The 26845-nt window shown below is 70.1% G+C and carries 28 protein-coding genes and 1 tRNA gene; 15 read left to right on the top strand and 14 right to left on the bottom strand.

The genetic code is table 11. The features are described from left to right. Positions 1-26: 26 nt before the first annotated feature. Entirely contained in the window at positions 27-494 is a 468-nt protein-coding gene (locus OG570_RS12000; RefSeq protein WP_326956535.1) for an SRPBCC family protein, read from the top strand. Here OG570_RS12000 and OG570_RS12005 read toward each other — a convergent pair. Then, on the bottom strand, positions 484-1059 hold the full coding sequence (locus OG570_RS12005; RefSeq protein ID WP_247059447.1) for a hypothetical protein: 576 nt from the start codon (positions 1057-1059) through the stop codon (positions 484-486). The two genes, OG570_RS12000 and OG570_RS12005, sit on opposite strands and share 11 nt — an antisense overlap. Before the next feature lie 177 nt (positions 1060-1236). Here OG570_RS12005 and OG570_RS12010 point away from each other — a divergent pair, with 177 nt between their 5' ends. The 3 genes from OG570_RS12010 to OG570_RS12020 all read left to right on the top strand — a co-directional run bounded on the left by OG570_RS12010 (position 1237) and on the right by OG570_RS12020 (position 6750). Next, positions 1237-3054, top strand: a complete 1818-nt coding sequence (locus OG570_RS12010) for an NHL domain-containing thioredoxin family protein (RefSeq protein WP_326959986.1) — start codon at positions 1237-1239, stop codon at positions 3052-3054. 1 nt (position 3055) lies between these two features. After that, positions 3056-3388, top strand: coding sequence for a GroES family chaperonin (locus tag OG570_RS12015; RefSeq protein WP_247059446.1), 333 nt, complete (start codon positions 3056-3058; stop codon positions 3386-3388). Positions 3389-4686: 1298 nt separating this feature from the next. Next, the gene (locus OG570_RS12020) at positions 4687-6750 is read left to right on the top strand and encodes a VanW family protein (protein WP_442788315.1); all 2064 of its coding nucleotides are present in this window, start codon (positions 4687-4689) and stop codon (positions 6748-6750) included. A 4-nt stretch (positions 6751-6754) separates the two neighbouring features. Here OG570_RS12020 and OG570_RS12025 read toward each other — a convergent pair whose 3' ends face one another. Together OG570_RS12025 and OG570_RS12030 are read right to left on the bottom strand one after the other, a co-directional pair. Continuing rightward, a complete protein-coding gene (locus OG570_RS12025) occupies positions 6755-7519 on the bottom strand; it encodes a leucine-rich repeat domain-containing protein (RefSeq protein WP_326956536.1) in 765 nt (254 codons plus the stop codon). Beyond that, complete coding sequence (locus OG570_RS12030) at positions 7516-8361, bottom strand: helix-turn-helix transcriptional regulator (protein ID WP_326956537.1); 846 nt, start codon at positions 8359-8361, stop codon at positions 7516-7518. The genes OG570_RS12025 and OG570_RS12030 overlap by 4 nt, the downstream gene beginning before the upstream one ends. Positions 8362-8472: 111 nt before the next feature. Between OG570_RS12030 and OG570_RS12035 the strand changes: the two genes are divergently transcribed. Further along, the gene (locus OG570_RS12035; protein WP_326956538.1) at positions 8473-9876 is read left to right on the top strand and encodes an MFS transporter; all 1404 of its coding nucleotides are present in this window, start codon (positions 8473-8475) and stop codon (positions 9874-9876) included. On the opposite strand, the gene OG570_RS12040 is transcribed toward OG570_RS12035, so the two are convergent. From OG570_RS12040 to OG570_RS12070, 7 genes are all read right to left on the bottom strand, one after another. After that, positions 9866-10159, bottom strand: a complete 294-nt coding sequence (locus OG570_RS12040) for a GlsB/YeaQ/YmgE family stress response membrane protein (RefSeq protein ID WP_247059437.1) — start codon at positions 10157-10159, stop codon at positions 9866-9868. The two genes, OG570_RS12035 and OG570_RS12040, sit on opposite strands and share 11 nt — an antisense overlap. A 159-nt stretch (positions 10160-10318) precedes the next feature. Next, complete coding sequence (locus OG570_RS12045; RefSeq protein ID WP_326945293.1) at positions 10319-10594, bottom strand: GlsB/YeaQ/YmgE family stress response membrane protein; 276 nt, start codon at positions 10592-10594, stop codon at positions 10319-10321. Positions 10595-10786: 192 nt separating this feature from the next. Next, the gene (locus tag OG570_RS12050) at positions 10787-12622 is read right to left on the bottom strand and encodes an acyl-CoA dehydrogenase (RefSeq protein WP_247059435.1); all 1836 of its coding nucleotides are present in this window, start codon (positions 12620-12622) and stop codon (positions 10787-10789) included. Between the two features lie 159 nt (positions 12623-12781). Further along, positions 12782-13567: a response regulator transcription factor gene (locus OG570_RS12055; protein ID WP_326945292.1), complete on the bottom strand. Its 786-nt coding sequence runs from the start codon at positions 13565-13567 to the stop codon at positions 12782-12784. Between the two features lie 371 nt (positions 13568-13938). Then, complete coding sequence (gene mug / locus OG570_RS12060) at positions 13939-14490, bottom strand: G/U mismatch-specific DNA glycosylase (RefSeq protein ID WP_326956539.1); 552 nt, start codon at positions 14488-14490, stop codon at positions 13939-13941. Between the two features lie 385 nt (positions 14491-14875). Continuing rightward, complete coding sequence (locus OG570_RS12065; protein WP_326959990.1) at positions 14876-15520, bottom strand: VanZ family protein; 645 nt, start codon at positions 15518-15520, stop codon at positions 14876-14878. Positions 15521-15652: 132 nt separating this feature from the next. Beyond that, entirely contained in the window at positions 15653-15808 is a 156-nt protein-coding gene (locus tag OG570_RS12070) for a hypothetical protein (protein ID WP_326956540.1), read from the bottom strand. 177 nt (positions 15809-15985) lie between these two features. Between OG570_RS12070 and OG570_RS12075 the strand changes: the two genes are divergently transcribed. The 4 genes from OG570_RS12075 to OG570_RS12090 all read left to right on the top strand — a co-directional run bounded on the left by OG570_RS12075 (position 15986) and on the right by OG570_RS12090 (position 20070). Then, a complete protein-coding gene (locus tag OG570_RS12075) occupies positions 15986-17065 on the top strand; it encodes a Gfo/Idh/MocA family protein (RefSeq protein ID WP_326956541.1) in 1080 nt (359 codons plus the stop codon). Positions 17066-17116: 51 nt separating this feature from the next. Next, positions 17117-17896, top strand: coding sequence for an alpha/beta fold hydrolase (locus tag OG570_RS12080; protein ID WP_326956542.1), 780 nt, complete (start codon positions 17117-17119; stop codon positions 17894-17896). Positions 17897-18010: 114 nt separating this feature from the next. Then, positions 18011-19705 (top strand): bifunctional metallophosphatase/5'-nucleotidase, encoded by a 1695-nt coding sequence (locus OG570_RS12085; protein ID WP_326956543.1) that lies wholly within the window; start codon positions 18011-18013, stop codon positions 19703-19705. Positions 19706-19743: 38 nt separating this feature from the next. Next, the gene (locus OG570_RS12090) at positions 19744-20070 is read left to right on the top strand and encodes an MmcQ/YjbR family DNA-binding protein (RefSeq protein ID WP_326945286.1); all 327 of its coding nucleotides are present in this window, start codon (positions 19744-19746) and stop codon (positions 20068-20070) included. Here the strand turns inward: OG570_RS12090 and OG570_RS12095 are convergent. Then, positions 20060-20593 (bottom strand): GNAT family N-acetyltransferase, encoded by a 534-nt coding sequence (locus OG570_RS12095; RefSeq protein WP_326956544.1) that lies wholly within the window; start codon positions 20591-20593, stop codon positions 20060-20062. The two genes, OG570_RS12090 and OG570_RS12095, sit on opposite strands and share 11 nt — an antisense overlap. Before the next feature lie 8 nt (positions 20594-20601). Further along, a complete protein-coding gene (locus OG570_RS12100) occupies positions 20602-20979 on the bottom strand; it encodes a nitroreductase family deazaflavin-dependent oxidoreductase (protein ID WP_247059418.1) in 378 nt (125 codons plus the stop codon). Positions 20980-21067: 88 nt separating this feature from the next. On the opposite strand from OG570_RS12100, the gene OG570_RS12105 reads away from it, so the two are divergent. The 4 genes from OG570_RS12105 to OG570_RS12120 all read left to right on the top strand — a co-directional run bounded on the left by OG570_RS12105 (position 21068) and on the right by OG570_RS12120 (position 23637). Continuing rightward, a complete protein-coding gene (locus OG570_RS12105; protein ID WP_326956545.1) occupies positions 21068-21718 on the top strand; it encodes a hypothetical protein in 651 nt (216 codons plus the stop codon). Between the two features lie 97 nt (positions 21719-21815). Next, a complete protein-coding gene (locus tag OG570_RS12110; protein WP_247059414.1) occupies positions 21816-22166 on the top strand; it encodes a YciI family protein in 351 nt (116 codons plus the stop codon). After that, positions 22163-23374 (top strand): RNA polymerase sigma factor, encoded by a 1212-nt coding sequence (locus tag OG570_RS12115; protein WP_326956546.1) that lies wholly within the window; start codon positions 22163-22165, stop codon positions 23372-23374. Before OG570_RS12110 ends, OG570_RS12115 begins: the two co-directional genes overlap by 4 nt. Next, complete coding sequence (locus OG570_RS12120; RefSeq protein WP_326945281.1) at positions 23371-23637, top strand: hypothetical protein; 267 nt, start codon at positions 23371-23373, stop codon at positions 23635-23637. Before OG570_RS12115 ends, OG570_RS12120 begins: the two co-directional genes overlap by 4 nt. Positions 23638-23658: 21 nt before the next feature. Here OG570_RS12120 and OG570_RS12125 read toward each other — a convergent pair. After that, positions 23659-23729 (bottom strand) — tRNA-Gly (locus OG570_RS12125). A 109-nt stretch (positions 23730-23838) separates the two neighbouring features. Between OG570_RS12125 and OG570_RS12130 the strand changes: the two genes are divergently transcribed. Together OG570_RS12130 and dcd are read left to right on the top strand one after the other, a co-directional pair. Continuing rightward, a complete protein-coding gene (locus OG570_RS12130; RefSeq protein WP_326956547.1) occupies positions 23839-25032 on the top strand; it encodes an oxygenase MpaB family protein in 1194 nt (397 codons plus the stop codon). A gap of 23 nt (positions 25033-25055) precedes the next feature. Beyond that, positions 25056-25637, top strand: coding sequence for a dCTP deaminase (gene dcd / locus OG570_RS12135; protein WP_247059392.1), 582 nt, complete (start codon positions 25056-25058; stop codon positions 25635-25637). On the opposite strand, the gene OG570_RS12140 is transcribed toward dcd, so the two are convergent. Then, positions 25634-26827, bottom strand: a complete 1194-nt coding sequence (locus OG570_RS12140; RefSeq protein WP_326956548.1) for an FAD-dependent oxidoreductase — start codon at positions 26825-26827, stop codon at positions 25634-25636. The two genes, dcd and OG570_RS12140, sit on opposite strands and share 4 nt — an antisense overlap. Between the last annotated feature and the right edge of the window lie 18 nt (positions 26828-26845).

A 26845-nucleotide genomic window follows, 5' to 3' on the forward strand; every position in this document is an offset into this window, starting at 1 on the left:
ATGTCATCCTCGACGCGGAGGTCACCATGAGCCAACCCGACGCCATCGGCCGGATCGAGGTCGGCGCGGCTCCGGAAGCCGTGTACGCACTGGTCAGCGACCCGGCGAGGCTGGCCGACGTCGCCGAGGAGTACGCCGGGCACCGGTGGGTCGGCCGGGCGCGCGGGCCCGTTGTGGGCGCCCGGTTCCGCGGGCGCAACCGGCGTGGCCTGAGGCGGTGGAGCACCTTGTCCACCATCACCGACGCCGATCCGGGCCGCCGGTTCGGCTTCGAGGTGACCTCGGTCGGGTTGCCCGTCGCGCGGTGGCAGTACGACTTCGAACCCGCCGGTGCCGGCTGCGTCGTCGTCGAAAGCATGTGGGAGCGGCGGCCGGCGTGGTTCCGCGTGCCGACGTCGACGGTCACCGGCGTCTGGAACCGGCGCGAGGCCAACACGGCGAACATCGCCGCTACCCTCGCGCGGCTCAAAACCGCCGTCGAAGCTAGTCGATGAAGCGGGACCAGAAGGGTATGTAGCGCGGGCCGTCCGGTGGGGCCGTGCAGATGCCGCCCGTGCCGAACTCGCGCTGCAGGTAATCCCGCAGGTCGGAGCCGTACACGACGATGTCGGTCTGGTACACCGACAACACCGGGTAACCGGACGTGCCGGCGAGACCGGGCAGGTAGCGGTGGCCGCACACCGGCACGAGCTGCGGCACGTCGGCCAGGCGGTGCCCCGCTTCGCGGACCGCGTCCTCGGGCCCGACCGGGCGCGTGCCCCAGTCGGGCAGCCAGAAGCCGTTGTGTTCGACGTCGTACAGGACGCCGTCGACCGGCCAGGCCAAACGTTTGCGCAGCTGCTCGGGGTTGCCGCAGCGCCAATCCGGCCAGCGGTCGCCGATCGGGACGCCCGCGGCGAGGAACGTGCGGTGGTCCGCGGCGAAGCGGAAACCGAACCGGCGCTCGACGTCGTCGAGCTCGGCCTCGCTCAGCCCGGGACGCACCGGTTCCCGGAGGTTTTCCTGCAGGTGCCGCGCCTCCTCCGGGGAGAGGGCGCCGGTCGGCTGGACGGGAGTCATGACCCAAGAGCGTAAGTGGCGCCCGACCCCGCCGCGCGTTCTTTTCTGCTCTCTTGACGTGCGGCCAGGGGTGACCCCGGTCGGGTGAGTTTGTTCTCTCATCGGCTGGACTCCGGAACAGAGCGTGAGCGCGTGTAGTTCACTCTTGCCGTGACATCTCCCCGACCGCAGGCCCGCGTGCGCGCTCCCGAGCTGCGCGGCGACGTCTGGCTGAACACCGGCGGCCGCCCGATCACCCTGGCCGAACTGCGCGGCCGCATCGTGCTGCTGGACTTCTGGACCAGCGGCTGCGTCAACTGCCTCCACGTCCTCGACGAGCTTCGTCCGCTCGAGGCCGAGTTCACGGACGTGCTGGTCACGATCGGCGTCCACTCGCCGAAGTTCCTGCACGAGGGCGAGCGCGCGTCCATCGAGGCCGCCGTGCGCCGGTACGAGGTCCACCACCCGGTGGTCAACGACCCGAAGATGGAGCTGTGGTCGCAGTACGCGGTCCGCGCGTGGCCGACGCTGGCGGTCATCGACCCCGAGGGTTACGTCGTCCACGTCGCCGCCGGTGAAGGGCACGAAGAGGCGCTTCGCCGCGTCATCGCCGACCTCGTGAAGAAGCACGAAGCGAAGGGGACGCTGCGCCGCGGCGGCAGCCCGTACGTGCCGGTCGAGGAGCAGCAGAGCGAGCTGCGGTTCCCGAGCAAGGCCGTCGCCACCGCCGAAGGCCGCATCCTGGTCGCCGACACCGGGCACCACTCCGTCGTCGAGTTCGCTTCGGACGGTGAGACGGTCATCCGGCGCTTCGGCAGCGGAGAGCGTGGCGGGCAGGACGGGCCGTTCGACGTCGCCACGTTCACCGAGCCGGCGGGCATCGCGCTGCTGCCCTACGACGTCGCCGAGCGCGCCGGCTACCACGCCGTCGTCGCCGACACCGCCGGTCACCGGCTGCGCGGCCTCGACCTGATCACCGGCGAGGTGACCACGGTCGCCGGCACCGGCGCGCAGTGGCGCAACGGGCCGGACTCGGGCAAGGGCGTCGAGGTCGAGCTGAGCAGCCCGTGGGACGTCGAGTGGTGGGGCCCGGCCGGCGGGGTCGTCGTCGCGATGGCCGGCAACCACACGCTGAGCGTGTTCGACCCGGCGTCGGGGAGCATCCGCCGCTTCGCCGGGACGACCGTCGAAGGCCTCCGCGACGGCAACGTCAGCGAAGCGTTCTTCGCGCAGACGTCCGGCCTCGCCGCCGACGGCGACAAGCTGTGGCTCGTCGACGCCGAGACGTCCGCTCTGCGCTGGATCGAGCCGGCGGGCGACTCGTTCACCGTGCAGACGGCGATCGGGATCGACCTCTTCTCCTTCGGCCACACCGACGGCCCGGCCGACAAGGCGCTGCTCCAGCACCCGCTCGGCCTCGCCGTGCTGCCCGGCGCGCGGATCGCGATCGCCGACACCTACAACGGCGCCGTCCGCCGCTTCGACTTCTTCACGCGTGAGGTGACGACGCTCGCCACCGGCCTCGCCGAGCCGCAGGGCCTGTTGCTGACCGACGGCCGGCTGCTGGTCGTCGAGTCCGCGGGCAACCGGATCGGCCCGGTGCCGGCGAGCGAGCCCTCGGTGGTCACCGGCGACGCGCACGCCGTGCGCCGCCCGCCGACGGTCCTCGCGCCCGGCGAAGTCGACTTTTCGGTCGTCTTCACCGCGCCGCCGGGCGAGAAGCTGGACGACCGGTACGGCCCGTCGACGCGGCTGGAGATCAGTGCGTCACCGCCGGAGCTGCTGGCCGACGGCACCGGCGCCGGGACCGAGCTGACCCGCAAGATCCGGTTCGCGCCGGGGGTGACCGAGGGTGTGCTGCAGGTTGTCGCCCAGGCGGCGAGCTGTGACGACGGCGGTGCGCACCCCGCGTGCCGGATCACCCGGCAGGACTGGGGCGTCCCGGTGCGGTTCGAGGAGGGCGGGGCGAGCGAGCTGAGCTTGGTCATGGCCGGGGAGCCGCGCGACGCCGAGTAGGATGCGGACCGTGTCTGACGGGCCGAAACTCGAGATCCAGATGCTGCACGACCGGGTACTCGTGCGGCTGTCGCCGGAAGAGGGCGAGCGGCGCAGCAGCGGTGGCATCGTGATCCCCGCCACCGCGCAGGTCGCGCGCCGCCTCTCGTGGGGTGATGTACTGGGCATCGGGAACAGTGTGCGGAACGTCAATCTCGGCGACCGCGTGCTCTTCAACCCGGAGGACCAGCTCGAGGTCGAGATCCAGGGCGAGGGGCACCTGGTGATGCGCGAACGCGACATCCACGCCGTAGCGACCGAACGGACCGAACACGGCACCGGGCTCTACCTCTAGAGCCCCGCGGAGGGCAGGGCGTGGCAGACGACGAGGCGCACAACCGCGCCGACGCGCGCGAAGCACCGGACGCCGGCCAACCGAAGCCAGCCGCCACGAGGGGTGCGACTGCCGCGGAGCTGCCTTTCGCGCACGGGTCAGCTGCGGAGCCACTCGCCGCGAACGAGTCGGCTGCCGCGAAGACGCCTGTTGCGAACGGGGTGGCTGCCGCGGAGCCGCATACTGCTTCGGACTCGCCGACGGAGGAGCCCGTGGCCGAGGTGTCGTCTGCCGAGGCACAACCCACCGCCGAATCCGACCCTGCCACGGCGACCGGATCGGCCGACGCTGAGTTGCCCCTCGCCACCGCCTCCGGGTCGTTGCGGAATGAGTCCACAGCTGGGGAGCAGCTCGCCGCCGATTCCGAGCCAGCTGCGGCGGCCGGTGCTGGGGCGCCATTTGTCGCCGACTCTGGGGTGTTGCCGGACGGGCCCGCAGGTGAGGCGCGGTCCGTCGCCGATTCCGAACTAACCGCCGCGGACGGATCGGCCGGTGCTGAGGTGCCGCTTGCCACTGGCCTCGGGGTGCCGCGGGAACGGCCTGCGGCTGAGGCGCGGTTCGCCGCCGATTCCGAGTCGGCTGCTGCGGCCGGATCGGCTGGTATCGAGGTGTCAACCGCCGCTGATCCCGGGGTGTTGCCGATCGGGCCTGAGGGCGAGGTGCAGTTCGCCGCTGATTCCGAGTCGACCGCTGCGGACGGAGTGGCCGGTCCAGCCGCCGCTGATCCCGGGGTGTTGCCGATCGGGCCTGAGGGCGAGGCGCGGTTCGCCGCTGATTCCGAGTCGACCGCTGCGGACGTAGTGGCCGGTCCAGCCGCCGCTGATTTCGGGGTGTCGCGGGGCGGGTCTGCGGCTGAGGCGCAGCTCGCCGCTGAATGCGAGCCGGCCGCCGTGGACGGAGTGGCCGGTCCAGCCGCCGCTGATTCCGGGGTGTTGCCGGTCAAGCCTGCGGGCGAGGTGCAGTTCGCCGCCGAATCCGGGGTCGTTGTGGCGATCGGTTCGGCCGGTGCCGAGGTGCTGACCGCCGGCGACCCCGCGCTGTCGCCGGAAGTGCCTACGGTCGAGGTGCCGTCCGCCGCCGGTGGATTCGGGAACCCTGTGGCTACCGAGGCCGCTGCGGAGGTACGGCCCGCCGCTGAGTTCGGGCCGTTGCCGGAAGGGGCCGCGGTTGAAGTGGCGCCTGCCGAGACGGGGTTCGTTGCCGAGCCCGCGTTGCAGCCGGACGAGCCCGCGGCGCTGGCCACAGACGGTGCCGAATCTGTGCAGTCGCTGAATGAACCAGTCGCTGCTGCTGAGGACGTGGCGCAGCCAGGGCCGTGGCCCGACGAGCGTGCCGCTGTCGAGGGTACGGCGCGGTCTGGGCCGTGGCCGGTTGAGTCTGCTGGGGGTGCGGCGCGGTCTGGGGCGTGGCCCGGTGAGTCCGCTGGGGATGTGGGGGCGCTTGGGCCGTGGCCCGATGAGCGGGCTGCTGCCGCTGCTGAGACTGTGGCCATCGAGGCTGTGCCTGGTGCTGAGCCTGTCGACGATGCCGTTGTCACCACTGATCTCTTCGCTGAGGACCTGCTTGGCGAACTCCTCGAGAACCCCGCAGCCCCGCCTCCGCCGGAGACTCCGGCGCGCAAGCTGCGGAAGGGTGTCGCTCGTACGATGATGATCGTCGGGCTTGCGCTGGGGCTCTTCGTCATTCTCTACGCCGTCGACCTTCTCTCCAGTGCCGGTGATGTGCCGCGGGGGGTGACCGTGGCCGGGATCGGTGTCGGTGGCATGACCCATGCCGAGGCGGAAGCCAAGCTGCGCAAGGAACTCGAGCCTCGGCTTACCCGGCCGGTTGTTGTGCACGGTGGGGATGTCCAGGCCGAACTCGTTCCGGCGCGCTCGGGGCTGGGGCTCGACTGGCCCAACACCCTGGGGCTCGCCGGGCACCAGCCGCTCAGTCCGATCACCCGGATCATGTCCTTCTTCACCAGTCGTGAGGTCGGTGTCGCTACCCGGACCGATGAGAACCAGACCAGTCAGGCCGTCCGCGCGCTGGCCGACGGCAAGCTCGACCACGCCGCCACCGAAGGCGCTGTGGGGTTCATGCCGTTGCCGGGTAGCGATGGCGGCGTCACGCCCTATCCGATCCTGCCGCGCCAAGGGCAGCAGCTGACCGATCTCGCGGGCGCGGTCCACGCCGTCACCGAGCACTGGCTGGACCCGGGTGGCGTCAAGCTGGCGATGGCCATCACGCCGGTGCGGGCGACCGCCGCCGGGGTGCAGGCCGCGTTCCAGCAGATCGTCGTGCCCGCTGTGGCCAAGCCGGTTGTCGTGCACGGGCAGGGCAAGGACGTGCCGCTCAAGCCGGACGCGATCGCCTCTTCGTTCCAGTTCGCGCCCGTCGAAGGCGGTGCCGTCGAGGTGCGGATCGACCAGGGCAAGCTGCAGGCCGCGCTCAAGGACGGCCTGGCGAGCACCGAGACCGACGGCAAGGACGCGCAGATCGTCTTCGCCGGCGACCAGCCGACCGTCGACCCGTCCGAAGACGCCCGGAAGATCAACTGGGAGAAGACCTTCCTCCCGCTGATCGACGTCCTCAAGAAGACCGACGGGCGCGATCTGCCCGTCGCCTACAACGCGTCGAAGCCCGGCGTGACCACCGAAGCCGCGGGGGCGCTCGGCATCACGGAGGTCATCGGCGAGTTCACCACCGGCGGGCTCACCGGCCCGGCGACGACGAACAACCGCACGCTGGCCGATCGCGTGTCCGGCACGATCGTCAAGCCCGGTGAGACGTTCAGCCTCGGCGGCCGCTCCGGCCCGCGTACCGCGGACAACGGTTACGTGCCCGCGCCGGCCAACGAAGACGGCACCGGTCCGACCGTCGTCGGTGGCGGCGTCTCGCAGCTGGCGTCCACTTTGTACAACGCGGGCTACCTCGCCGGCCTCGCCGACGGCGGTCACCTCGAGCACGACACCTACCTCGACCGCTACCCCGTCGGCCGCGACGCCAAGGCGATCAACGCCGACGGCAGCCCGGTCGAGCTCAAGCTGACCGACGACGCCCAGACCGGCATCGCCCTGCAGGCCGTGGTGTCCGGCGACTCCGTGACGGTCCGGATCTGGGGCACCCGGCACTACCGCGTCGAGGGCTCGACCGGCGGGCAGACGCCCGGCGACCCACCGCCGGTGCAGTTCGGGGGCGCCACCCCGTGCCAGCCGTCGATCGGCACGCCCGGCTTCAGCGTCACCGACACGCGCGAGCTCTACGACGTCGCGAGCGGCGCAGAGGTCCGCCGGACGTCGCACACCGCGACCTACGGTCCGCGTCCGACGATCCTGTGTTGAGTTGTCAGCGAAGGACCATGCAACCCGCCTCCTCGAAGTCCCGCAGCCACGACGGCTCCCGGAAGTGCTTGTTCCACCGCAGATCCAGTTTGTCCAACTTGGACAGTCCGGCCACCGACGCGGGTAGCGTCACCAGCGAGTTCTCCCGCAGGTCCAGCTGACGCAGCTCGCTCAACGCCCCGATCGACGCCGGCAGCTCGCGCAGCCGGTTGCCCCGCAGGTGCAGCTCCCGCAGGGAACCGAGCGCGCCGATCGACTCCGGCAACGCCGTCAGTTCGTTGTGGTAGAGCCGGAGTTCGCGCAGCGACGCGAGCCCGGAGACGTCGGGCAGCGACTCGATCCGGTTGTCCGTGCACCCGAGGTACCGCAGCTTTCCCAGGCGGCACAACGACGACGGGAACTCCGTCAGCCGGTTGTCGCTGACGTAGAGGTACTCGGTGAGCCCGGCCAGGTCACCCAGCTCGCCCGGCAACGCCGGGAACCGGTTGTGCCCCAGGTCGAGCGTGTGCAACGACGACAACGCGGAGATCCCCGGTGGCAGCTCGGTCAACGAGTTCGTGGCCAGGTTGAGCACCCGCAACCCGGTCAGCCGCCACAGCGACGGCGGAACGACGGAGATCTCGTTCGCGTACAGGCTCAGGTGCTCCAACGCGGACCCCAGCGCCGGCACGGACGTCAGCCGGTTGCGATCGAGATCAAGGCGCGTGACGTCGTCTGGTATCGACGGCACCGAAGTCAGTCCCTGCCCGCTGAGATCGAGCCACGTCATGAGCCCTCCCGGCGGCGGGTCGTGGGCAACAACGCCCAGGTGGCCGCGTCGTCCGGCGTCGACACCTGGACCCGCAGGCCCGGCACCTCCGACACCGCCAGCTCGGTCAGCCGGAAGTTCAGCCGCCCGGCCCGCGGGTGGTCGAACCGCCGCAGCCGGGCCAGCGGCTCGGCGACCTCGTTGCGCGCCCACAGCTCGGCGAACTCCGGGCTCAGCGCCGAAAGCCGCCGGATGTCCTCCGCCCAGCACGGGTCGCCGAGGTGCCGGCCGTACTCGGCCCGCATCCGCGCGACCATGTGCGGCACCTCCTCGTCGTAGTTCAGCAGGAACGCCCGCGCGTTCGGTTCGGTGACGCAGCACCAGAGCAGGTTCTTGTGCAGGCACGGCAGGCTGTGCCACTCCCAGAACAGCTCTTCGTGCGCCGCGTTCGACTCGAGGATGTCGAACCGGCCGTTGACGACCGTGGCCGGCAACGGTTCCAGGGCGCGCAAGACCTCGCACACCGCGTCCGGTACCACCTCGACCGCCGACGGCAGCCGTGAAGGGGTCAGCTCCGCCAGCCGGTAGAGGTGTTCCCGCTCGGTGTGGTCCAGCCGCAGTGTGCGCGCGACGGCGTCGAAGACCTGCGCGCTCGCGTTGATCGGCCGGCCCTGCTCCAGCCACGTGTACCAGGTGACGCCGACCCCGGCGAGCAGCGCGACCTCCTCCCGCCGCAACCCGCTCGTGCGACGGCGCAGGCCGGGCGCGAGCCCGACCTCCTCGGGGCCGATCCGCGCCCGGCACGCCTTGAGGAACCGGCCGAGTTCCTCTCGGCGGCTCACGGGGACCTGCGTCTGGGTCATGTGGGCATAGTGCCCGAGGGGTACGACAGTTTTGGAACGAAGCAGGTGCCGCCAGTACCAGCATCACCGGACTCTCGGTACCGCAAGCGAAAGAGCCGCAGGGTCAGGGGCATGACACTCACCACCCCGGCCCCGGCCGTCCCGGGCCGGAGCACGCGGCCGTGGTTCATGCTCGGCGTGCTGCTGCTCGGCCAGTTCATGGCGCTGCTGGACGTCACCGTCGTGAACGTCGCCATGACCGACATCCGCACCGACCTGCACGCGTCCGGCGCCGCGCTGCAGCTGGTCGTGTCCGGCTACACCGTGGGCTACGCGATGCTGCTGATCACCGGCGCCCGGCTCGGCGAGCTGTACGGGCGGCGCCGGATGTTCGTCACCGGCGTCGTCGCCTTCACGGTCTTCTCGCTGTTGTGCGGCCTGGCGCCCGGTGCGGGAACGCTGATCGTCGCCCGGATCGCCCAGGGCGCCGGCGCCGCGCTGATGATGCCGCAGGTCATCAGCGTCATCCAGGCGCAGTTCAGCGGCCCCGCGCGGGCGAAGGCGCTCAGCGCGTACACCGCGGTCATCTCGGTCGCGTTCGTCGCCGGCCAGGTGGTCGGCGGCGTGCTCGTCGGCGCGGACCTGTTCGGCGCGGGCTGGCGGCCGATCTTCCTGGTGAACGTGCCGATCGGCGTGCTCGTCGCGGTGCTGGCGGCGAAGCTGGTGCCCGGTGGCGGCGCCCGGAACGGCCGTCAGCTCGACTTCGCCGGGCTCGCGATCGCGGTGCCGGCCGTGGTCCTCGTCGTGCTGCCGCTGGTGCTCGGGCACGAAACCGGCTGGCCCGCCTGGACGTTCGCCTCGCTGGTCGCCGGCGCCCTGCTGGCCATGCTGTTCGTGGTCGTGGAACGCCGGGTGCGCGATCCGCTGGTGAACCTCGACGTGCTGCGGATCCGCGGCGTCGCACCGGGCCTGGCCGCGCTGGCCGCCGGGGTCGCGTCCTACGGCGGTTTCCTGTTCTGCTTGGCGCTGCACCTTCAGACCGGATTGGGTGACACGGCGTTGACGGCCGGGCTCACCATGGCGCCCGGCGGCGTGGTCTTCGGGCTGTGCGGGTTCTTCTGGCACAAACTGCCCGCGCGCGTCCACGCGGCGGTGACGCCGATCGGGTACGTCGGATCCGCCGCGGCGTACGCCTTGCTGGCGCTGAGCCTGCGCGACGGCGGCCACGGCGGCGCGCTGTTCTTCGTGGCGCTGATGCTCTTCGGGCTCTCGATGGGACCGGCGTTCGGGTCCCTGATGGCGCATTCGCTGACGCACGTCCCGCTCGCGAGCGCGGCGGACGTCAGCGGGCTGCTGACCACGACGTTGCAGCTGGGCCAGGTCGTCGGCGTCGCGACGTTCGGGAGTGCTTTCCTGACCCTGGCCGGGGGTTCGTCCGCGCACGCCATCACCACGACGATGACCGGGGCCGCCGTGCTGCTGCTCGTCGGAGCCGGGTTCGCCGTGGTGCTGGCGCGCGCGTCGGTCAGGCGTTAGTGCGGCTGCCGCCCTTGATCCGCGCGTAGATCGCCGAAGCCGCGATGACACCGACGACGGCGGCGACGATCTGGAAGACGTGCCGGATCCAGTCGATGCCGTTCGTGTCCCGGACGCCGAACACGCCGGCGAGCCAGTTGCCGATGAACGCGGCCACGATGCCGACGACGATCGTCAGCCAGATCGGGATCTTCTGGTCGCCGGGCGCGAACAGCCGGCCCAGCACGCCCAGGATCAGGCCCACGATGATCGTCGAGATGATGCCCCAAAGTCCGCCGAGCACGGGTGCCTCCTCGGATTGCCGAATAAGAACAACCGTGACACCGCCCGGCGCGACCTGCCCGTTTGAACCCTCGATGGGGTGACACACAAAAAGATCCGGCCCGGCCCGCCCCCGACGGCGAACCGGGCCGGATCGGCCTGGTGGTGGTGCGCTGGTGCGTTACCTCGATACGCCGCGTCGGCCGTAGGCCCCGGCGGCGATGCTGACGCCGATGGCGGCGAGGACGACCTGGGTGAGGATCTCCAGCCAGTCGATCCCGTTGGTGTCGGCGTAGCCGATGCCACGCGCGATCGCCGTGCCGATGAACGCGGCGACGATACCGATCAGGATCGTCAACCAGATCGGGATGCTCTGCTTGCCCGGTGCGACCAGCCGCCCGAGCACACCGATGATCAGGCCGATGATGATGGCGCTGACGATGCCGGCGATAGTCATCGCTTCTCCTCTCAAGGGATCCGCGGTCCCGGTGTTCCGGGGCTCCGCGGCTCGATGGTCGGAATGCCCCGGGTGGGTGACGGCGAAACACGGTGTACCGGGAATTACCCTCCTCGCCGCCGCATCGTTACTACGTCTGCCGGACACGGCGAAGGGGCCCTCCCCAGCGGGAAGGGCCCCTTCGGGCGTGACTCAGAACGCGGCTTCGTCGAGCTCCATGAGCGCGTTGTCCGCGGCCTCCACGATCGCGCGGCGCGCGGTCAGCTCCGGCAGCACGCTCTTCGAGAAGAACGACGCCACGGCGATCTTGCCCTCGTAGAACGGGACGTCCTTGGCGGACGCGCCCGCGTCGAGCTTGGCGATGGCGACCTCGGAGTGCTTGAGCAGCTGCCAGCCGATGAGCAGGTCGCCGACGGACATCAGCAGCCGGACCGTGTGCTGGCCGACCTTGTTGATGTTCTGCGGGTCTTCCTGCGACGCCGTCAGGTAGCCGATCAGCGAGCCCAGCATGCCCTGGGTGTCCTCGAGGGCCTGCTTGAGCAGCCCGCGCTCGTTCTTGAGCCGGCCGTTGCCCGCCTCGGACTCGATGAACTTCGTGATCTCGCCGGCGACGAAGGCCAGGGACGCGCCCTTGTCGCGGACGATCTTGCGGAAGAAGAAGTCCAGCGACTGGATCGCCGTGGTGCCTTCGTACAGCGAGTCGATCTTGGCGTCGCGGATGTACTGCTCGATCGGGTAGTCCTGCAGGAAGCCGGACCCGCCGAGGGTCTGCAGCGACTGCACGAGCTGCTCGGTGGCGCGCTCGGAGCCGACACCCTTGACGATCGGCAGCAGCAGGTCGTTGACGCCGTGCGCGACCTTCTGGTCACCTTCGCCGGTCCACAGCTGGTCCTGGAACGACGCCGTGTACAGGTACACCGCGCGCAGACCCTCCGCGTACGCCTTCTGCAGCATCAGCGAGCGGCGGACGTCCGGGTGGTGCGTGATGGTGACGCGCGGCGCGGCCTTGTTCAGCATGTTCGGCAGGTCGGCGCCCTGGACGCGCTCCTTGGCGTACTCGAGCGCGTTGAGGTAGCCGGTGGACAGCGTGGCGATGGCCTTGGTGCCGACCATCATCCGGGCGTACTCGATGACCTGGAACATCTGCGCGATGCCGTCGTGCACCTCGCCGAGCAGCCAGCCCTTGGCCGGGGTGCCGTGCTGGCCGAACGTCAGCTCGCACGTCGTCGAGGCCTTGATGCCCATCTTGTGCTCGACGTTCGTGACGAAGGCGCCGTTGCGCTCGCCCAGCTCGCCGGTCTTGGTGTCGAAGTGGAACTTCGGCACGAGGAACAGCGACAGGCCCTTGGTGCCGGCCTTGGTCTCGATGCCGGGACCCTCGGGCCGCGCCAGCACGAGGTGCATGATGTTTTCGCTCATGTCGTGCTCGGCGGAGGTGATGAACCGCTTCACGCCGTCGATGTGCCAGGAGCCGTCCTCCTGCTGGACGGCCTTGGTGCGGCCGGCGCCGACGTCGGAACCGGCGTCCGGCTCGGTCAGCACCATCGTGGCGCCCCAGGCCCGGTCGATCATCAGCTCGGCCCAGTGCTTCTGCTCTTCGGTGCCGTTCTTGTTCACGATCATCGCGAAGTTGGGGCCCGCGAGGTACATGAACAGCGGGGCGTTGGCGCCGAGGATCAGCTCGGACGCGGCCCACTGGACGGTCGGGGGCAGGCCGAAGCCGCCGAGGTCCTCGGTCAGGCCCAGGCGCCACCACTCGCCGTCGAGGAGCTGCTGGTAGCTCTTCTTGAACGACTCGGGGATCTTGACGCTGAAGGTCTTCGGGTCGTACACGGGCGGGTTGCGGTCCGCGTCGGCGAAGGACGCGGCCAGCGGGCCGGACGCGAGCTTGTTCAGCTCGGCCAGCACCCCGCGCGCGGTCTCCTCGTCCGACTCGGCGAGCACACCCTTGCCCAGGCGCTCCTGAACGCCGAGTACCTCGAAGAGGTTGAACTCCAGGTCTCGGACGTTGCTCTTGTAGTGGCCCATGTCGTCACTCCAATGTGTTCGGCTCCCCGGCCGGGCACACACTCGCCTTACTCGCCGGTAACTTCAGGATATTACCTGCGGGTAACTGGAGCAAGCAGATCCGCACTTCCGAGTACCGGAAATCCCCCGAAAAGTGGGCCCCGAGCAGCGTGACCCGGGTCAGCGGTTGCCGGGGATGGCCGTTGTGTCCGCCGTCACCGGCACGTGGCCGTCGTCCGCTCGGACGATCAGTATCCCGCCCCGGAAGGCGATCGTCACGGCGTGTGTCCGGTCGCGGGCCGAGAGCTTTCGCAGGATGCTCTTCACGTGGGTCCGCACGGTCTCGACGGACAGGAAGAGCAGCTTCGCGATCGCCGAGTTCTCGAGCCCCTCGGCGACCAGTTGCAACACCTGGTATTCGCGCCTGGACAGCGGCATCCCGCCGCGCGGCGCCGGTGGGCTGTCGTGGGCGAGGTCCCCCTTCGGCACGGTCGAGCGCTTCGGCCTGGCGGTGAGCGCGGCCAGTCCGGGGTCGATGTACCGGCGCTCGGTGTGGGCCCGCCGGATCGCTTCGGCGAGCCGTCGTGAATCGATCGACCGCGGCACGATCGCGTGCGCCCCGGCGGCGATCGCGGCCGCCAGGTACTGCTGCGTGCGATTCGCGTCACGGACGAGCGTGACGATGATCAGCGCCGGGTCGCCGGCGTTGAGCAGCTTCGTCAGGTGGCAGTTCGGATCCAGCGCCGAATCGAGTACGACGACGTCCGGTTTCACCTGCTCGCACAGCTGCAACGCGGCGTGGTGGCTCGCCGCTTGGCCGGCCCAGTGCAGCCCCTGGCTGCGGTGGACCAGCGCGGCGAGGCCGTCGCGGTAGATCGGGATCGGATCGACGACAGCCACGCCGAGACTGCGCCCGCCGGGTCCGGCCGGCCCGGTGGGCCTGCGGGTGGGCTCGATGCCGTGCATCGTGGGCCTCCGTCTCTGCGCCGTCGCTCTTGGGACGCCGGACGTGTCCCCTCGGTTTCACGCGATCCGGCACCACCCGGTCCCCCCTGCCGGGACCGGCCAAAAGTGACTCCCTCTGCTTGGTACGAGTCGCAAGTTCGCAGCTCATGACGCCAGTTCCCCCTCATGGCCCAACCCGCCGGTTACAGCAAACTCTGGGTAGAAAACCCCTCCGGGACGGCTGCTCGACCGGGAGCAGAACGACCTGATGGGGCGGCGGGTGCTACTGAGGGTGGCCCGTGTCGATTCGCGTCCTCCCGGCTCGTCCCCCTCTAACGTCCAAGGTGCCGGTTGGATGCGGGTTGTGACTGGTCAGCAGGGTGCGAGCGGGGCTAGCGACTCACGACCGCGGCCCGCAGCGCGGCGAACTCCGCCGCCAGCCCGTCGGGCGTCCAGTGGGCGTTCAGGCCGCTCGGGTTCGGGAGTACCCACACGTGTGTCCCTCCGATGAGCAGCTCCTGCGGGCCGACGCGCGCCTTCGGGAAGCCGAACGCGGTCCGGTACGCCGTGATCCCGACCACGGCCAGCCACCGCGGCCGGAATTCGAGCACCTTCGCGGTCAGCAGTTCCCCGCCGTCACGCAGTTCGTCGTCGGTGAGCTCGTCCGCGCGGGCGGTGGCCCGGCCGACGACGTTCGTGACCCCGAGCCCCAGGTCGAGCAGCTTGTCCTGCTCGGAGGGGGTGAACCGCCGCGGGGTGAAGCCGCCGCCGTGCAGCGCCGGCCAGAACCGGTTCCCGGGCCGCGCGAAGTGCTGCTTGAGGGCACCGGAGTAGAGGCCGGGGTTGATCCCGCAGAACAGCACGTCGAGGCCGACCGCGATGACGTCCGGAATGGTGGTGCCGTACGCGGCGGTCAGCTGGTCCTTGGTGGGTCGGGTGTTCACCCGTCCAGTCTCCGGTACGACTTTCGGACCGGCACGGCACAAGTCCCCCTGCCCGCGACGTCGATCACCCATCCGGTTCCGCGTGTTCGGCTCGCGAACCGGCTGCCCGCGACGTCGTCCTGACCTCGGCTGATCCGATCTTCGACGCCTGGCTCGCCGCGGACCGGACCTGGTTCGCCGCACGGGCTCGTTGCCGGGGGTAGCGAATTCACCACTGACCTGCGTACCCTGTGTGATCTCCCGCACAGCGTCGTACCGAGGAGGATTCGTGCAGCTTCCGATCGTCCTCGGGCTGGTCGCGCTGGTCCTGGCCGTGGCGGCCATCGTGGTCGTTCTCGAGGACCGCCGTGCCGCGAAGCGTGCCGCCCTGCAGCGCAAGGCTCGGTTAGCGCGTCTGGGCGAGGTGGATCCGCTGGCTCCGGGCCGGCTGCACGTCGACCGTTGAAGGCTTGGCCCGCAGCAGGGCCAGCAGGAGCGCCCCGAACACCCAGCCGACGCCGGCGCCGAACGTGTTGTTCACGAGATCGTCGACGTCGAAGATCCGGTAGACGTACGGCGCGGTGCCGAAGTTCGCGGTGACCTGCGTGATCTCGATGAGCAGTGACGCCGTGAAGCCGATCAGCGTGGTGCCGACGAGCCCGCGGCGCCACAGGACCCGCGCGAACACCCCGAGCGGGACGAACAGCAGGACGTTCATGCAGGCCTGCTGGAACGTCTGCGTCATGAACCACTGCGACAGCGGCTCACCGTGCTTCAGCAGCTCGGTGTGGATGTCGGTGATCCACTGGAACGGGTGCAGCTGCACGGTCTGGCTCAGCCGCCGGGTGCCGGGCCCGGGCAGCGGCAGGAAGACGACCGCGAAGGTCATGCACCCGTAGAGCAGCACGGCCGCGGTGGTGACGATGCCGCGCAGCCGCAGGCCACCGTGCCGCGCGAGCTGGGTGAGCAGCTGCGGCACCAGCACGACGGTCCACAGCGCGAAGAAGCCGATGAGTCCGTACTGCAGGGCGGTGACCTGTGCGTTCGTCATGCCGCCGACGTTATGGATCTTGCCCGGGGTGCCGCTTCGGTCGAACAGCCGGACGCCGGACACCCCCATCGGCCACTTGGCCGACCCGGCGACGGGCCGATCGGTCAGGGCCGGTGGCCGCGACATCCGGTGTTACCGGACGCCGGCGAACTCCGGCTCGCTCGTCCGCGTGCGGCCGAATGGCTGGTCTTCCCGATGTGCGTTGCGCCACAGCTGCAGGGGCACGGCCCGGCCGCGCGGTTCCTGGACGCGGTCCGCGTGGCGGCCGCGGAAGCCGTCGCTGTGCACGTCTTCGAGGGGAACGCCGCGCGAGACGTGGCTGCGAGCGACTCCGTTTCATGCCCACCGGAGACAGCGAAGACGTTCCGGGCAACGGCCGCCGCCATCTGGTGTGGCTTGCGCTCACGCGGGAATGACCGCGACGCTCGGCACGTAAGTCTTGTGGGGGAAACGAAAGGAACGCTCATGGCACCGGTCCGGGTCGGCATCGTCGGGCTCAGCGCGAACGGCGGCTGGGCCGCGACCGCGCACGTGCCCGCGCTGGCCGCGGTGGAGGGCTACGAGCTCCGCGCGCTGAGCGCGAGCAGCGCCGAGTCGGCGCGCGTGGCCGGCGAGAAGTACGGCGTGCCGCTGACCTTCGGCGACGCCGGGGAGCTGGCGCAGCACCCGGAGGTCGACCTGGTCGTCGTCGCGGTGAAGGTGCCCGAGCACCGGGCGCTCATCGAGCCCGCGCTGGCCGCGGGCAAGCAGGTGCTGAGCGAGTGGCCGCTGGGCGTCAGCCTCGCGGAGACCCGGGAGCTGGCCGAAGCCGCGAAGGACGGTCAGACGGCCGTCGGGCTGCAGGGCCGCTCCGCGCCGGCGTTGCGCTACCTGCGTGACCTCATCAAGGACGGCTACGTCGGCCGCGTGCTCTCGACGTCGCTGATCGCGTCCGGCGGGAACTGGGGCTCGAGCGTCCGCGCCGGCCGTGACTACCAGCTGCACCCCGAGGGCGGGGCGACGCTGCTGACCATCCCGTTCGCGCACACCGCCGACACGCTGCACATGGTGCTCGGCGGGTTCGCCGAGCTGTCGGCCACGATGGCGACCGTCCGGCCGCGGGTGCGCGACGAGGTCACCGGCGACGCCGTCCCGATGACCGTGCCCGACCAGATCGCCGTCTCCGGCGTGCTGACCGGCGGCGCGATCGTGTCGCTGCACCTGCGCGGCGGGACGTCGCCGGCCACGGACTTCCTCTGGGAGATCAACGGCACCGAGGGCACCCTGGTCGTCGAGGCCGCGGACCCGCTGTTCTGGATCTCCAAGCTGACGTTGCGTGGCAGCCGCACCGGGACGCTGGAGCGGCTCGCCGTGCCGGCGCGGTACGAGCTGCCGCAGCTGGCCGGGCGCGCGTCCGAACCGTCGTACAACGTCGCGCACGCCTACGCGCGGCACCTCAAGGGCGACCTGCCGGACTTCGGGCACGCGCTGCGCGTGCACCGGGTGCTCGACGCCGTCCAGCGGTCGGCCGACACCGGGACGCGGGTTCACCCGGACGTAGAGTAACTGTTACCGGCGGTTGTAGCTTTTCCATGGACCCGGACCTACTCTCGGGTAATGGACGACGTTGTCTACGACCGCGCGGGCCACGGCGAACCGCTGGTGCTGATCCACGGCATCGGGCACCGCCGCCAGGCGTGGGCGCCGGTGTTTCCGCTGCTCACGCCGCATCGTGACGTCATCGCCGTCGACCTGCCCGGCTTCGGCGAGTCGCCCGAGCCGGCCGGCGGTTACGGCGTCGAGCCCGCGCTGGTGATGTTCAAGGACCTCTTCACCGAGCTCGGCCTCGACCGGCCGCACGTCGCGGGCAACTCGCTCGGCGGGCTGCTTTCCCTGGAACTCGGCCGCGCCGGGCTCGTCCGCAGCGTCACGGCGCTGTCGCCGGCCGGGCTGTGGAACCGGCGGCAGAAGCTCTACGCGATCGCGACGCTCAAGGCCCACCGCGCGCTCGCCCAGCGCACCCCGCCGAACGTCGTGCGCCGGCTGGCCGCGACGGCGGCCGGGCGGAAGGCGCTGGTGGGGATGATCGTCGGCCGCCCCGAGCTGCTCTCGCCCGAGATCGTCGCCGAAGACGCGCACGCGCTCGCGACCGCGCCGGGCTTCGAGCCGACCGCCGCGCAGTCCCGCGGCAGTTTCCGCTTCGCGGGCCCGGTCACCGGCGTCCCGGTGACGATCGCGTGGGCCCAGCACGACCGGGTCCTCGCCCGGCCGCGCGTCGCCGAGCTGCGGAAGGTCGCGCCGAACGGGACGTTCACGCTGCTGCCGGGCTGCGGGCACGTGCCGATGAGCGACGACCCGGAGCTGGTCGCGAAGACCCTGCTCGCCGGAAGCCGTTAGATGACATTCGCTTTACGTCCGTCTTTTGACCCTGGTAGTTGACTCCGCCGCGAGGCAGAATCCTCCGCCGTGCGCCCGTGTGGGGACCTTGGGCGCGAATCGGAGGAAACACGCATGAGGCTTTCAACCCGGCTCGTGGTGCTCGCCGCGGCCGCGCTGGCGACGACGGCGGTGACCACCGCACCCGCGTCCGCGGGCCAGCGCCCGGATCCGACGACGGACGTCCGGATCATCACGTTCAACGACTTCCACGGCAACCTCGAGCCGCCGTCGGGTTCCAGCGGCCGGGTCACGCAGTCGGACGGGACCACAGTGGACGCCGGTGGCGCCGCCTACCTGGCGACGCACGTGAAGCAGCTTCGCGCGCAGGTGCGCAACTCGCTCGTGTTCTCCGCCGGGGACAACGTCGGCGCGTCGCCGGTGGTCTCGGCGCTGTTCCACGACGAGCCGACCATCGACTTCCTGAACCAGATCGGCGTGAGCGCGTCCGTCGTCGGCAACCACGAGTTCGACGAGGGCTACAAGGAACTGCAGCGCATGCAGTTCGGCGGTTGCAACCCGACCGACGGTTGCCAGTTCGACAAGAAGTTCAAGGGTGCGGACTTCCCGTTCCTCGGGTCCAATGTGTACTTCACCAACGGCCTGCCCGCGTTGCTGCCGTTCACCGTCAAGTTCGAGGGCGGTGTGCCGATCGGTGTCATCGGCGCGACGCTGAAGGACCTGCCGACCGTCGTCACGCCGGAGGCCATCAAGGGCCTGAAGTTCGGTGACGAGGTCGAGGCGATCAACCGCACCGCGAACCTGCTCGACTTCCTCGGCGTCAAGTCCCAGGTCGTGCTGCTGCACCAGGGCGACAGCACCGAGATCGAGGGCCCGAACGACTGCCGGGTGCTGCCCGGCCCGGCCACCGCGATCGCGAAGGCGGTGACCCCGAAGGTCGACGCCATCTTCACCGGGCACAGCCACCAGCAGTACAACTGCGTGATCAACGACCCGGCGGGCCAGCCGCGCACGGTCATCCAGGGCGCGTCGTTCGGCCGCCTGCTGTCCGTGGTGGACCTGAAGATCAACCTGAAGACGCGCGACGTCGTCCGGTCGGCCACGCAGGCCCACAACGAGATCGTCACGCGCACGGTGACGCCGGACCCGGCCGTCTCGGCGCTGGTCGCCGACGCCAAGGCGAAGTCGGCGCCGATCGCGAACAAGCCGGTCGGCACCATCACCGCCGACCTGCCGGCGGCGGGCAACGCGGCCGGTGAGTCCTTGCTCGGCGACGTCATCGCCGACGCGCAGCTCGCGGGCACGCAGTCGAACAACGCCGTCATCGCGATCACCAACCCGGGCGGCATCCGCGCCGACCTGACGTACAAGTCGTCTGCGAACAACGAGGGTGACGGCGTGGTGACCTACGGCGAGGCGTTCACCGTCCAGCCGTTCGCGAACATCATGCAGACGATCACGCTCACCGGCGCGAACCTGAAGAACGTGCTGGAACAGCAGTGGGCGCCGGGGGTGAACCCGAAGTTCCTGCAGATCTCGAGCTCGCTGCACTACAGCTACTCGGCCGCCGCGCCGCAGGGCTCGCGGATCTCGAACATCACGGTGAACGGCACGCCGGTCGACCCGGCGGCGACGTTCCGCGTGTCGGTGAACAACTTCCTCGCCGCCGGCGGGGACGGCTTCACCGAGTTCACCAAGGGCACGAACCTGGCCGGCGGACCGGTGGACCTGGACGCGCTGATCGCGTACCTGGGCGCCCACCCGAACCTGGCCCCGCCCGCGGCGGACCGGATCACCCTGCTGCCGTAGCTCCGGTATTTCCAAGACGCCGGGTCGACAATGGACCCATGACGACTTGGGAAGACGTCGTCCGCCTGGCCTCGGGACTGCCCGAGGTCGAGGCGGCGACCTGGTACCGCACGCCCGCGCTGAAGGTGGCGGGCAAGGGGTTCGCACGGCTGCGCACCGAGGCCGAAGGCGGCCTGGTCGTGATGTGCGGGCTCGACGAGAAGGCCGCGTTGCTGGAATCCGGCGACGCGGCCTTCTTCACGACCCCGCACTACGACGGCTCCGGCTCGATCATCGTCGACCTCGGGAAGGTCGACGTCGATCAGCTGCGTGAGCTGCTCGAAGAGGCGTGGCGGCTGAAGGCGCCGAAGCGGCTCACGACTTGAGCTCGCCCTTGAGCAGGCTCATCAGGATCATGTCGTGGCGCTCGCCGTCCATCGCGACGAACGCCTCGCGGTGGCGGCCGTCCTCGGAGAACCCGACCTTGCGGTAGACGTGCCGGGCGCGCTCGTTCCCGGCGACGACCCAGAGCGTGATCATGTGCAGGCGCATGGCGTTGAAGCCGTAGCGGCACATCAGGTGCAGCGCTTCGGTGCCGTAACCGCCGCCGTTCCGGTACTCGGCGTCACCGATGTAGACGTCCAGCTCGGCGTTGCCGATCTCGGGCTCGGCGTCCCGCAGGTCGATGACGCCGATGAGCTTGCCGTCGGCCTTGGCCTCGATCCCGAGGACGACCAGTTCGTAGCTGTTGGCCGGGCGTTCCTCGGCGCGCTTGCGCAGTTGCGCGAGGGAGCGCGGGTGGCTGTTGTTCATCCACCGGCCGACCTCGGGGTCGTGAACCCACCGGTGGATCTTCTCGGCGTCCTCCGGCTCCAGCGCGCGCAGCCGGACGAGCTCCCCCTCGAGCATCGTTCCCCCTAGTCCCGCTTGAGCAGCAGGAAGTCGTGGACGTTCAGCAGGCCGAGGAACTGCCGGACGGGCGTCGGCATGGCCTGGCGCGACTCATCATGCACGAGCCGGGCGCCGTGCACGTGGTGGTTTTTCCGCCGGGTGACGACCGTGCAGCCGCCCTCGGCCAGCACGTTCTTCACCCAGTCGGCGTCCGGCCCGTAGGTCAGCGCGACGACGTAGCCCTCCGCCGTGCCGAAGACGTTCACCGGCGTCCGGTACTCCCGGCCCGACTTCCGTCCCTTGTGGACGATCATGCCGAACCCGGGCGCCCAGTTGACGACGTACTTGTTGACGCGGTTGGTCGCGACGCGGTTGAAGCGGGCGAGACCCTTGGGGAGCACCATGGCGGCCATAATATCAACGTGCGATGAATTAAGCGACCGGACGACCCCGGCTCCCGGGCCGCCGTCGCCCGATGGTGGGATACGGGGCATGTCGACCGAATGGCCGCTGCGCCAGGACCCGGAAGCACCGGTCATCATCGCCCTGGCTCTGGTGACCGACGCCGACGCACTGGGCTTCGTCGTCCTGGACGACGAAGACGACTGGTTCATCAGCGACGGCACCGAGCTGTCGGAAGACGTGCTGGTCAACCGCGAGAACTTCGGCAAGCTGTCGGTCCGCGAGGCCCTCGAGCTGCTCCCGCAGCTGGCCGCGCTCGCGGAGCTGCCGACGGGCATGGCCGCCGACTGGGACCCGGACCACCGCGCGTGGCTGCTGTCCTCGGTGACCGGCTCCGACGACGAGGACGAGGACATCCGCCTGCTCGCCCAGCGCCGCGCGGCCTGGGAGTTCGAAGGTTCGCCGGACGACGAGGTCCAGATCAGCAGCGGCCTCACCGAGCTGCCGACCGGGTCGGAGCGTCCGGTCCGCGCGGTCCGCCAGGTCGTCCGCGAGCAGGACGGCACGTGGCTCTTCGTCGGCTTCGAGGTCCCGGAAGCGGAGGACTTCGAGGTCGAGGGCTTGGAGCTGGAGCACGTCGCGAAGCTGTATCCGGACGTCCGCACGGTGCTGAAGGCCGCACCGGGCCAGGTCTACGACCGCGAGACGCCGGACGCCGAGTGGGAGCTCGTCGAAGGCTGAGAAAAGTCCGGCGCGGTTGTCCTGGAGACGTCCGCGCCGTTCGTCCTTACAGTGAGAGCCGGCGATCGGCGCCGGCCGACCTCTGTGAGGAGCTGTCATGCCCAAGTACGCCGCCATCATCTACGCCTCCGACGTCGACCCGACCCAGCCCGAAGCCGCCGGCATGATGCGGGACTACGACGAGTTCGGCGCGGCCGCGCAGGCCGTGATCCGCGGCGGCGCGGCCCTGTACCCGACCGCGACCGCGACGACCGTCCACGTCACCGGCGGCAAGGGCGGCGACATCGTCACCACCGACGGCCCGTACGCCGAGACGAAGGAAGCCCTCACCGGCTTCTACCTCATCGAGTGCGCCGACCTCGACGAAGCCGTCAAGGTCGCGGCGCAGATCCCGGGCGCCTGGGACGGCGCCATCGAAGTCCGGCCGGTCGTCGAATTCGGCAAGTGACCTTCGCCGGTGACGCGGTCGCGCGGCTGGTCCGGGACGAGGGCACCCGGGTACTGGCCACGCTGGTCCGCGTCACCGGCAGCGTCGACCGCGCCGAAGACGCCGTCCAGGACGCGGTGGTCCGCGCCCTCGAGACGTGGCCACGCGACGGCGTCCCCGCCAACCCCCGCGGCTGGCTGCTGGTCGCGGCCCGCAGGCGCGCGGTCGACGTCGTCCGCCGCGAAGCGAAGCGCCTCGGGAAGGAGGCCGACGCGATGCCGGCCGTCGACCCGTCCCCCGACCCGCTCGCGGTCCGCGACGACCTGCTGAGGCTGGTCTTCACGTGCTGCCACCCGGCGTTGTCCCTGGACGCGCAGGTCGCCTTGGCCCTCCGAACGCTGGGCGGCCTGTCGACGTCAGAGGTGGCCCGCGCGCTACTGCTCCCCGAAGCGACGCTGGCGAAGCGCCTGACGCGCGCGAAGCAGAAGATCGCGCAGGCCCGGATCCCCTACCGCGTGCCGTCTTCCGAAGAACTGCCCGCACGCCTGACCGGCGTAGCGTCGACGGTGTACTTGATCTTCAACGAGGGCTACACGGGCCGCGCGTCGTTGACCGCCGAGGCGGTGCGCTTGGCTCGCCTGCTGGTCTCACTGATGCCCGACGAGCCGACGGCGCTAGGTCTCTTGGCGCTGGTACTACTGCAAGACGCCCGCCGTGAGGCCCGCTTTTCGTCGGGTTCGCCGGTGCTGCTGGCTTTCCAGGATCGCTCGCTCTGGGACCCTGAGTTGATCAAGGAAGGCGTGTCGTTGGTGGGTGCGGGCCTACGCCGAACCCCCTCGGTGCCGAACCCATACGTGATCCAGGCGGCGATCGCAGCTTGCCACGACCTCGCGCCGACGTACGAGGAGACCAACTGGGACGCGGTGATCTCCTGGTACGACGTGCTGTTGTCGATCCAGGACACGCCGGTAGTGCGCTTGAACCGCGCGGCCGCGGTGGCGGAACGGGACGGTCCTGCGGCGGCTTTGGCTTTGGTGGACGCATTGCCGGGCCTGGAGGACTACCCGTGGTGGCACGCATCGCGGGCGGAGTTGTTGCACCGCTTGGGTTCCCTGGCTGCGTCCGAGGCGCTGGACCGCGCGGAGGAGGCCGGACTTCCGGCCGGTCAGGCGGCGCACCTGCGTCAACGGATAAATCAGTTGCGCCAGACCCGGACAATGGACTCATGAGTTTGAAAGAGCGATTGGTCGACTGGACCGACTTGGAGGAAGCGGAATATTATCTGGCGATCGAACTCGGCGTATTTCGCGGTGACGAAGAGTGGGTCGGGATCAAGTGGATCTTCTGGTCCGCGAACAAGCTGGGCAACGGTCTCTACAAGGCACTGCTCGGGTTGGTCGACGCCGGCGTGCTCGAATACCGCGACGAACCCGACCATCAGGTGCGCTGGTGTCACGCTCGTGAATCGGAAAGCGAAAAGCCCCGGATCTGAGACCCGGGGCTTTCGACTGAGAGCGGATGACGGGAATCGAACCCGCGTATTCAGCTTGGGAAGCTGATGTTCTACCATTGAACTACATCCGCAGTGCGTGGCAAGCATACACGGCGCGGTGATCCCCTTGTCCAGACCCTCCCTCCTTGACGTCGGCGCGTCAAGTGACAACACTTGTTGTCGACGTCGGAGGTGTGCCGGATGGATGATCCCGAGCTGTTCCGGGAGGGCGGGTTCCGGCTCGCTTCGCGGCTGTTCATCGAGGGTGACATCCGGGGTGACGAGCGGCAGGTCGCCCGGCTTCGGGAGTTCGCGCAGGTCGAGGATCGGCTCGCCGACGACGTTGTCGCCTGGATGGCGCAGCAGCCGAGGGGGCAGGGGCACCGGCTCTTCGAGGACGCTCTCAATAACGGCGCCGGGGCCGAGGGGCCGCTGGAGGCTTTCTTCGCCGCCGTCGAAGCGAAGCCCTACTGGGTTGATGACGAGCGGCTCGAGCGCGGTGCGAAGGCCATCACGCGGGCCGGGTTGCTCGGGCTCTTTCCGCTTGGCGACATGTCGCTCATGGGTGGCTACCTCGCCTCGCGCGCGACGAAGTCGCTGGTCGGGACCGGGGAGATCGAGTACAAGGCCACCCGGCGGCTCGTCGAGACCGCGGCCTGGTGGATCGATGTCACCACGCCCGGTGCCCTGAAGCACGGCGCCAAGGGGTACGCCTCCGCTCTCCGCATCCGGGTCGTGCACGCCCACGTGCGCGCCGCCATGCATCGGCGGGACGACTGGGACCACGCGGCCTGGGACAAGCCCGTCAACCAGGTGCAGACCGCCGGCACGCTGTTGCTCTTCTCGCTCGTCTACGTCTTCGGCACGCAGCTGCTCGGCCTCCGCTACTCCGCCCGCGAGCGCGGCGACATCCTGCACCTCTGGCGCTACATCGGCTGGCTGATGGGCGTCGACGACGAGCTGCTGCCCAGTGACGAAGAGGACGCGTGGCGGCTGCTCTGGCTGCTCGCCGCCACCGAGTTCATCCCCGACGACGACTCCAAGCGGCTCGCGAAGGCGCTGGTCGAGGCCAATGCCGCCGTCGGGGAAGGGCGTGGGGCCGTCGGGAAGGTGCTGTCGCACGTCTCCGTCGCCGTGCACTCCTCGATCTCGCGGCTCGTGCTCGGGAAGACCAACGCCGACTTCCTCGAGCTGCCGAACGACCTTCTCGCGCAGGCCGTGATCGTCACCGCGGCGGGTGTCAATTTCGCCGCCGAGACGGTGCGGCGGTTCATTCCCGGGGCCACCGCGCTGCAGGAACGGATCGGCGAGGCCGGTCGCCGCGGGTACGTGAAGCGGCTCGAGAAGCTCTTCTCGCCCGATGCCACCTACGCGCAGCACATGCGTGCGGCCTAAACCCACCGGATAGGCTTTGCGACGTGCTGCTCAGTGACCGTGACCTTCGCAAAGAGCTCGATGCCGGCCGGCTCGGCATCGACCCCTTCGATCCCGGCATGGTCCAGCCGTCCAGCGTCGACGTCCGGCTCGACCGGTTCTTCCGCGTCTTCAACAACAGCAAGTACACCCACATCGATCCCCAGCTGCAGCAGGACGAGCTGACCTCGCTCGTCGAGAAGGAGGGCGACGAGCCCTTCGTGCTGCACCCGGGCGAGTTCGTGCTCGGCTCGACGTTCGAGCTCGTCACCCTGGCCGACGACCTGGCCGGCCGCCTCGAAGGCAAGTCGTCGCTCGGGCGGCTCGGGCTGCTCACGCACTCGACGGCGGGCTTCATCGATCCCGGCTTCTCCGGGCACATCACGCTCGAGCTGTCGAACGTCGCGAACCTGCCGATCACGCTCTGGCCGGGCATGAAGATCGGCCAGCTGTGCATCTTCCGGCTGTCCAGCTCGGCCGAGCACCCGTACGGCTCCAGCGAGGCCGGCTCCCGCTACCAGGGCCAGCGCGGGCCGACGCCGAGCCGGGCGTACAAGAACTTCCACCGCGTCGACACCTGGCGCTAAGCCGCGACCTTCTCGTTCCAGTCGATGTGGTGGTTCCACATGAACGCGTTCGGGTCCTCGCTCTGCGGCTTCGCGAACGCGCGCTTGATGAAGAAGTCGCGGATCACCCGGCCGACCGGGCCGATCAGCTTGTCGTCGCCGTTGCGCTTGCCGCGCGCGACGACCGCTTCGACGCGCTCGCGCCGCAGCCCCTCGTAAGTGGTCAGCGCCTGGGCGATGTCCGGCACGTCGCGCAGGCACTTCCCCAGCGTGACGGCGTCTTCGATGGCCATCGACGCGCCCTGGCCCGCCGCCGGTGACGTCGCGTGGGCCGCGTCGCCGATGATCACCATGCGGCCGCGGTGCCAGATCGGGACCGTCGGGAAGTCGAACGTCGGCCAGGCCGGGTAGACGTCGCGGGTCGCGCGGATGATCTCGGCGGCCGGCGTCCGGTCGCGCGACACCAGGTCCAGCAGCTCGGTGCGCAGTTTCTCGCCGGCGAGCGCGGCCAGTTCCGAGCCGGTCGGCTCGGTCTTGCGGGCCGGGTTCGCGAACCACCAGACGCGGCCGTCCGGGCTGACGACGTGGCAGAAGAACAGGCGCCGGCCGAAGACCATGTTCAGCACGCCCGGCTCGTCCGGCAGCGTCAGGCCCTCGGCGAACCCGCCGGTGTTGAGCAGCGGCACGTACCGCGGCGACGGCGCGTCCGGGTCGATGATCGTCCGGACGCGGGAGCGCAGGCCGTCGGCGCCGATCAGCAGGTCGCCCTCGGCGTGCGAGCCGTCCGAGAACTCGGCCCTGACCTGCGCAGACGTCTGGTTCGCGCCGATCAGGCGTTTGCCGTACTCGGCGTGGATCCCGCGCCTCGCGGCTTCGTCGCGCAGGGCGACGTACAGGTCCGAGCGCAGCACCGTCTGGCTCACGGTGCCGTCCGGCAGCGTGCCGCCGAGCGGGAACTCGGCCAGCCGCGTGCCGTCGCCCAGGCCGATCGACATCCGCGGCGAGTCGAAGCCCGTGCTCTTGACGACGTCCTTCAGGCCGAGCGGCAGCAGCGCGTCCAGGCCGTTGACCGCCAGGGTCAGGAACGCGCCGACGCCCTCGGCGCCGCGGTCGTAGGCCTCGAACAGCAGCGGCTCGTGGCCGGCTTCGTGCAGTGCGATGGCGGTGATCGTCCCCGCGATCCCGCCCCCGATGATCAGCGCCCGTGTCATGTCCTTCGTCTCCTCGAA

Origin of the sequence: Amycolatopsis sp. NBC_01286 (assembly GCF_035982555.1) — a bacterium.
Taxonomy (GTDB): domain Bacteria; phylum Actinomycetota; class Actinomycetes; order Mycobacteriales; family Pseudonocardiaceae; genus Amycolatopsis.

Bases quoted from the DNA above. Each gene is read 5' to 3' on its own strand.
- OG570_RS12100 (WP_247059418.1), bottom strand. From the start codon at position 20,979: ATGGTGCTCCCCAAGGGTCTCGCCCGCTTCAACCGCGTCGCGACCAAC.
- OG570_RS12110 (WP_247059414.1), top strand. From the start codon at position 21,816: ATGCCCAAGTACGCCGCCATCATCTACGCCTCCGACGTCGACCCGACC.
- OG570_RS12075 (WP_326956541.1), top strand. From the start codon at position 15,986: ATGGCACCGGTCCGGGTCGGCATCGTCGGGCTCAGCGCGAACGGCGGC.
- OG570_RS12035 (WP_326956538.1), top strand. From the start codon at position 8,473: ATGACACTCACCACCCCGGCCCCGGCCGTCCCGGGCCGGAGCACGCGG.
- OG570_RS12025 (WP_326956536.1), bottom strand. From the start codon at position 7,519: ATGACGTGGCTCGATCTCAGCGGGCAGGGACTGACTTCGGTGCCGTCG.
- OG570_RS12015 (WP_247059446.1), top strand. From the start codon at position 3,056: ATGCGGACCGTGTCTGACGGGCCGAAACTCGAGATCCAGATGCTGCAC.
- OG570_RS12140 (WP_326956548.1), bottom strand. From the start codon at position 26,827: ATGACACGGGCGCTGATCATCGGGGGCGGGATCGCGGGGACGATCACC.
- OG570_RS12090 (WP_326945286.1), top strand. From the start codon at position 19,744: ATGACGACTTGGGAAGACGTCGTCCGCCTGGCCTCGGGACTGCCCGAG.
- OG570_RS12045 (WP_326945293.1), bottom strand. From the start codon at position 10,594: ATGACTATCGCCGGCATCGTCAGCGCCATCATCATCGGCCTGATCATC.
- OG570_RS12000 (WP_326956535.1), top strand. From the start codon at position 27: ATGAGCCAACCCGACGCCATCGGCCGGATCGAGGTCGGCGCGGCTCCG.
- OG570_RS12130 (WP_326956547.1), top strand. From the start codon at position 23,839: ATGGATGATCCCGAGCTGTTCCGGGAGGGCGGGTTCCGGCTCGCTTCG.
- OG570_RS12065 (WP_326959990.1), bottom strand. From the start codon at position 15,520: ATGACGAACGCACAGGTCACCGCCCTGCAGTACGGACTCATCGGCTTC.
- OG570_RS12005 (WP_247059447.1), bottom strand. From the start codon at position 1,059: ATGACTCCCGTCCAGCCGACCGGCGCCCTCTCCCCGGAGGAGGCGCGG.
- OG570_RS12105 (WP_326956545.1), top strand. From the start codon at position 21,068: ATGTCGACCGAATGGCCGCTGCGCCAGGACCCGGAAGCACCGGTCATC.
- OG570_RS12085 (WP_326956543.1), top strand. From the start codon at position 18,011: ATGAGGCTTTCAACCCGGCTCGTGGTGCTCGCCGCGGCCGCGCTGGCG.
- OG570_RS12055 (WP_326945292.1), bottom strand. From the start codon at position 13,567: ATGCACGGCATCGAGCCCACCCGCAGGCCCACCGGGCCGGCCGGACCC.
- OG570_RS12050 (WP_247059435.1), bottom strand. From the start codon at position 12,622: ATGGGCCACTACAAGAGCAACGTCCGAGACCTGGAGTTCAACCTCTTC.
- OG570_RS12095 (WP_326956544.1), bottom strand. From the start codon at position 20,593: ATGCTCGAGGGGGAGCTCGTCCGGCTGCGCGCGCTGGAGCCGGAGGAC.
- OG570_RS12030 (WP_326956537.1), bottom strand. From the start codon at position 8,361: ATGACCCAGACGCAGGTCCCCGTGAGCCGCCGAGAGGAACTCGGCCGG.
- OG570_RS12080 (WP_326956542.1), top strand. From the start codon at position 17,117: ATGGACGACGTTGTCTACGACCGCGCGGGCCACGGCGAACCGCTGGTG.
- OG570_RS12120 (WP_326945281.1), top strand. From the start codon at position 23,371: ATGAGTTTGAAAGAGCGATTGGTCGACTGGACCGACTTGGAGGAAGCG.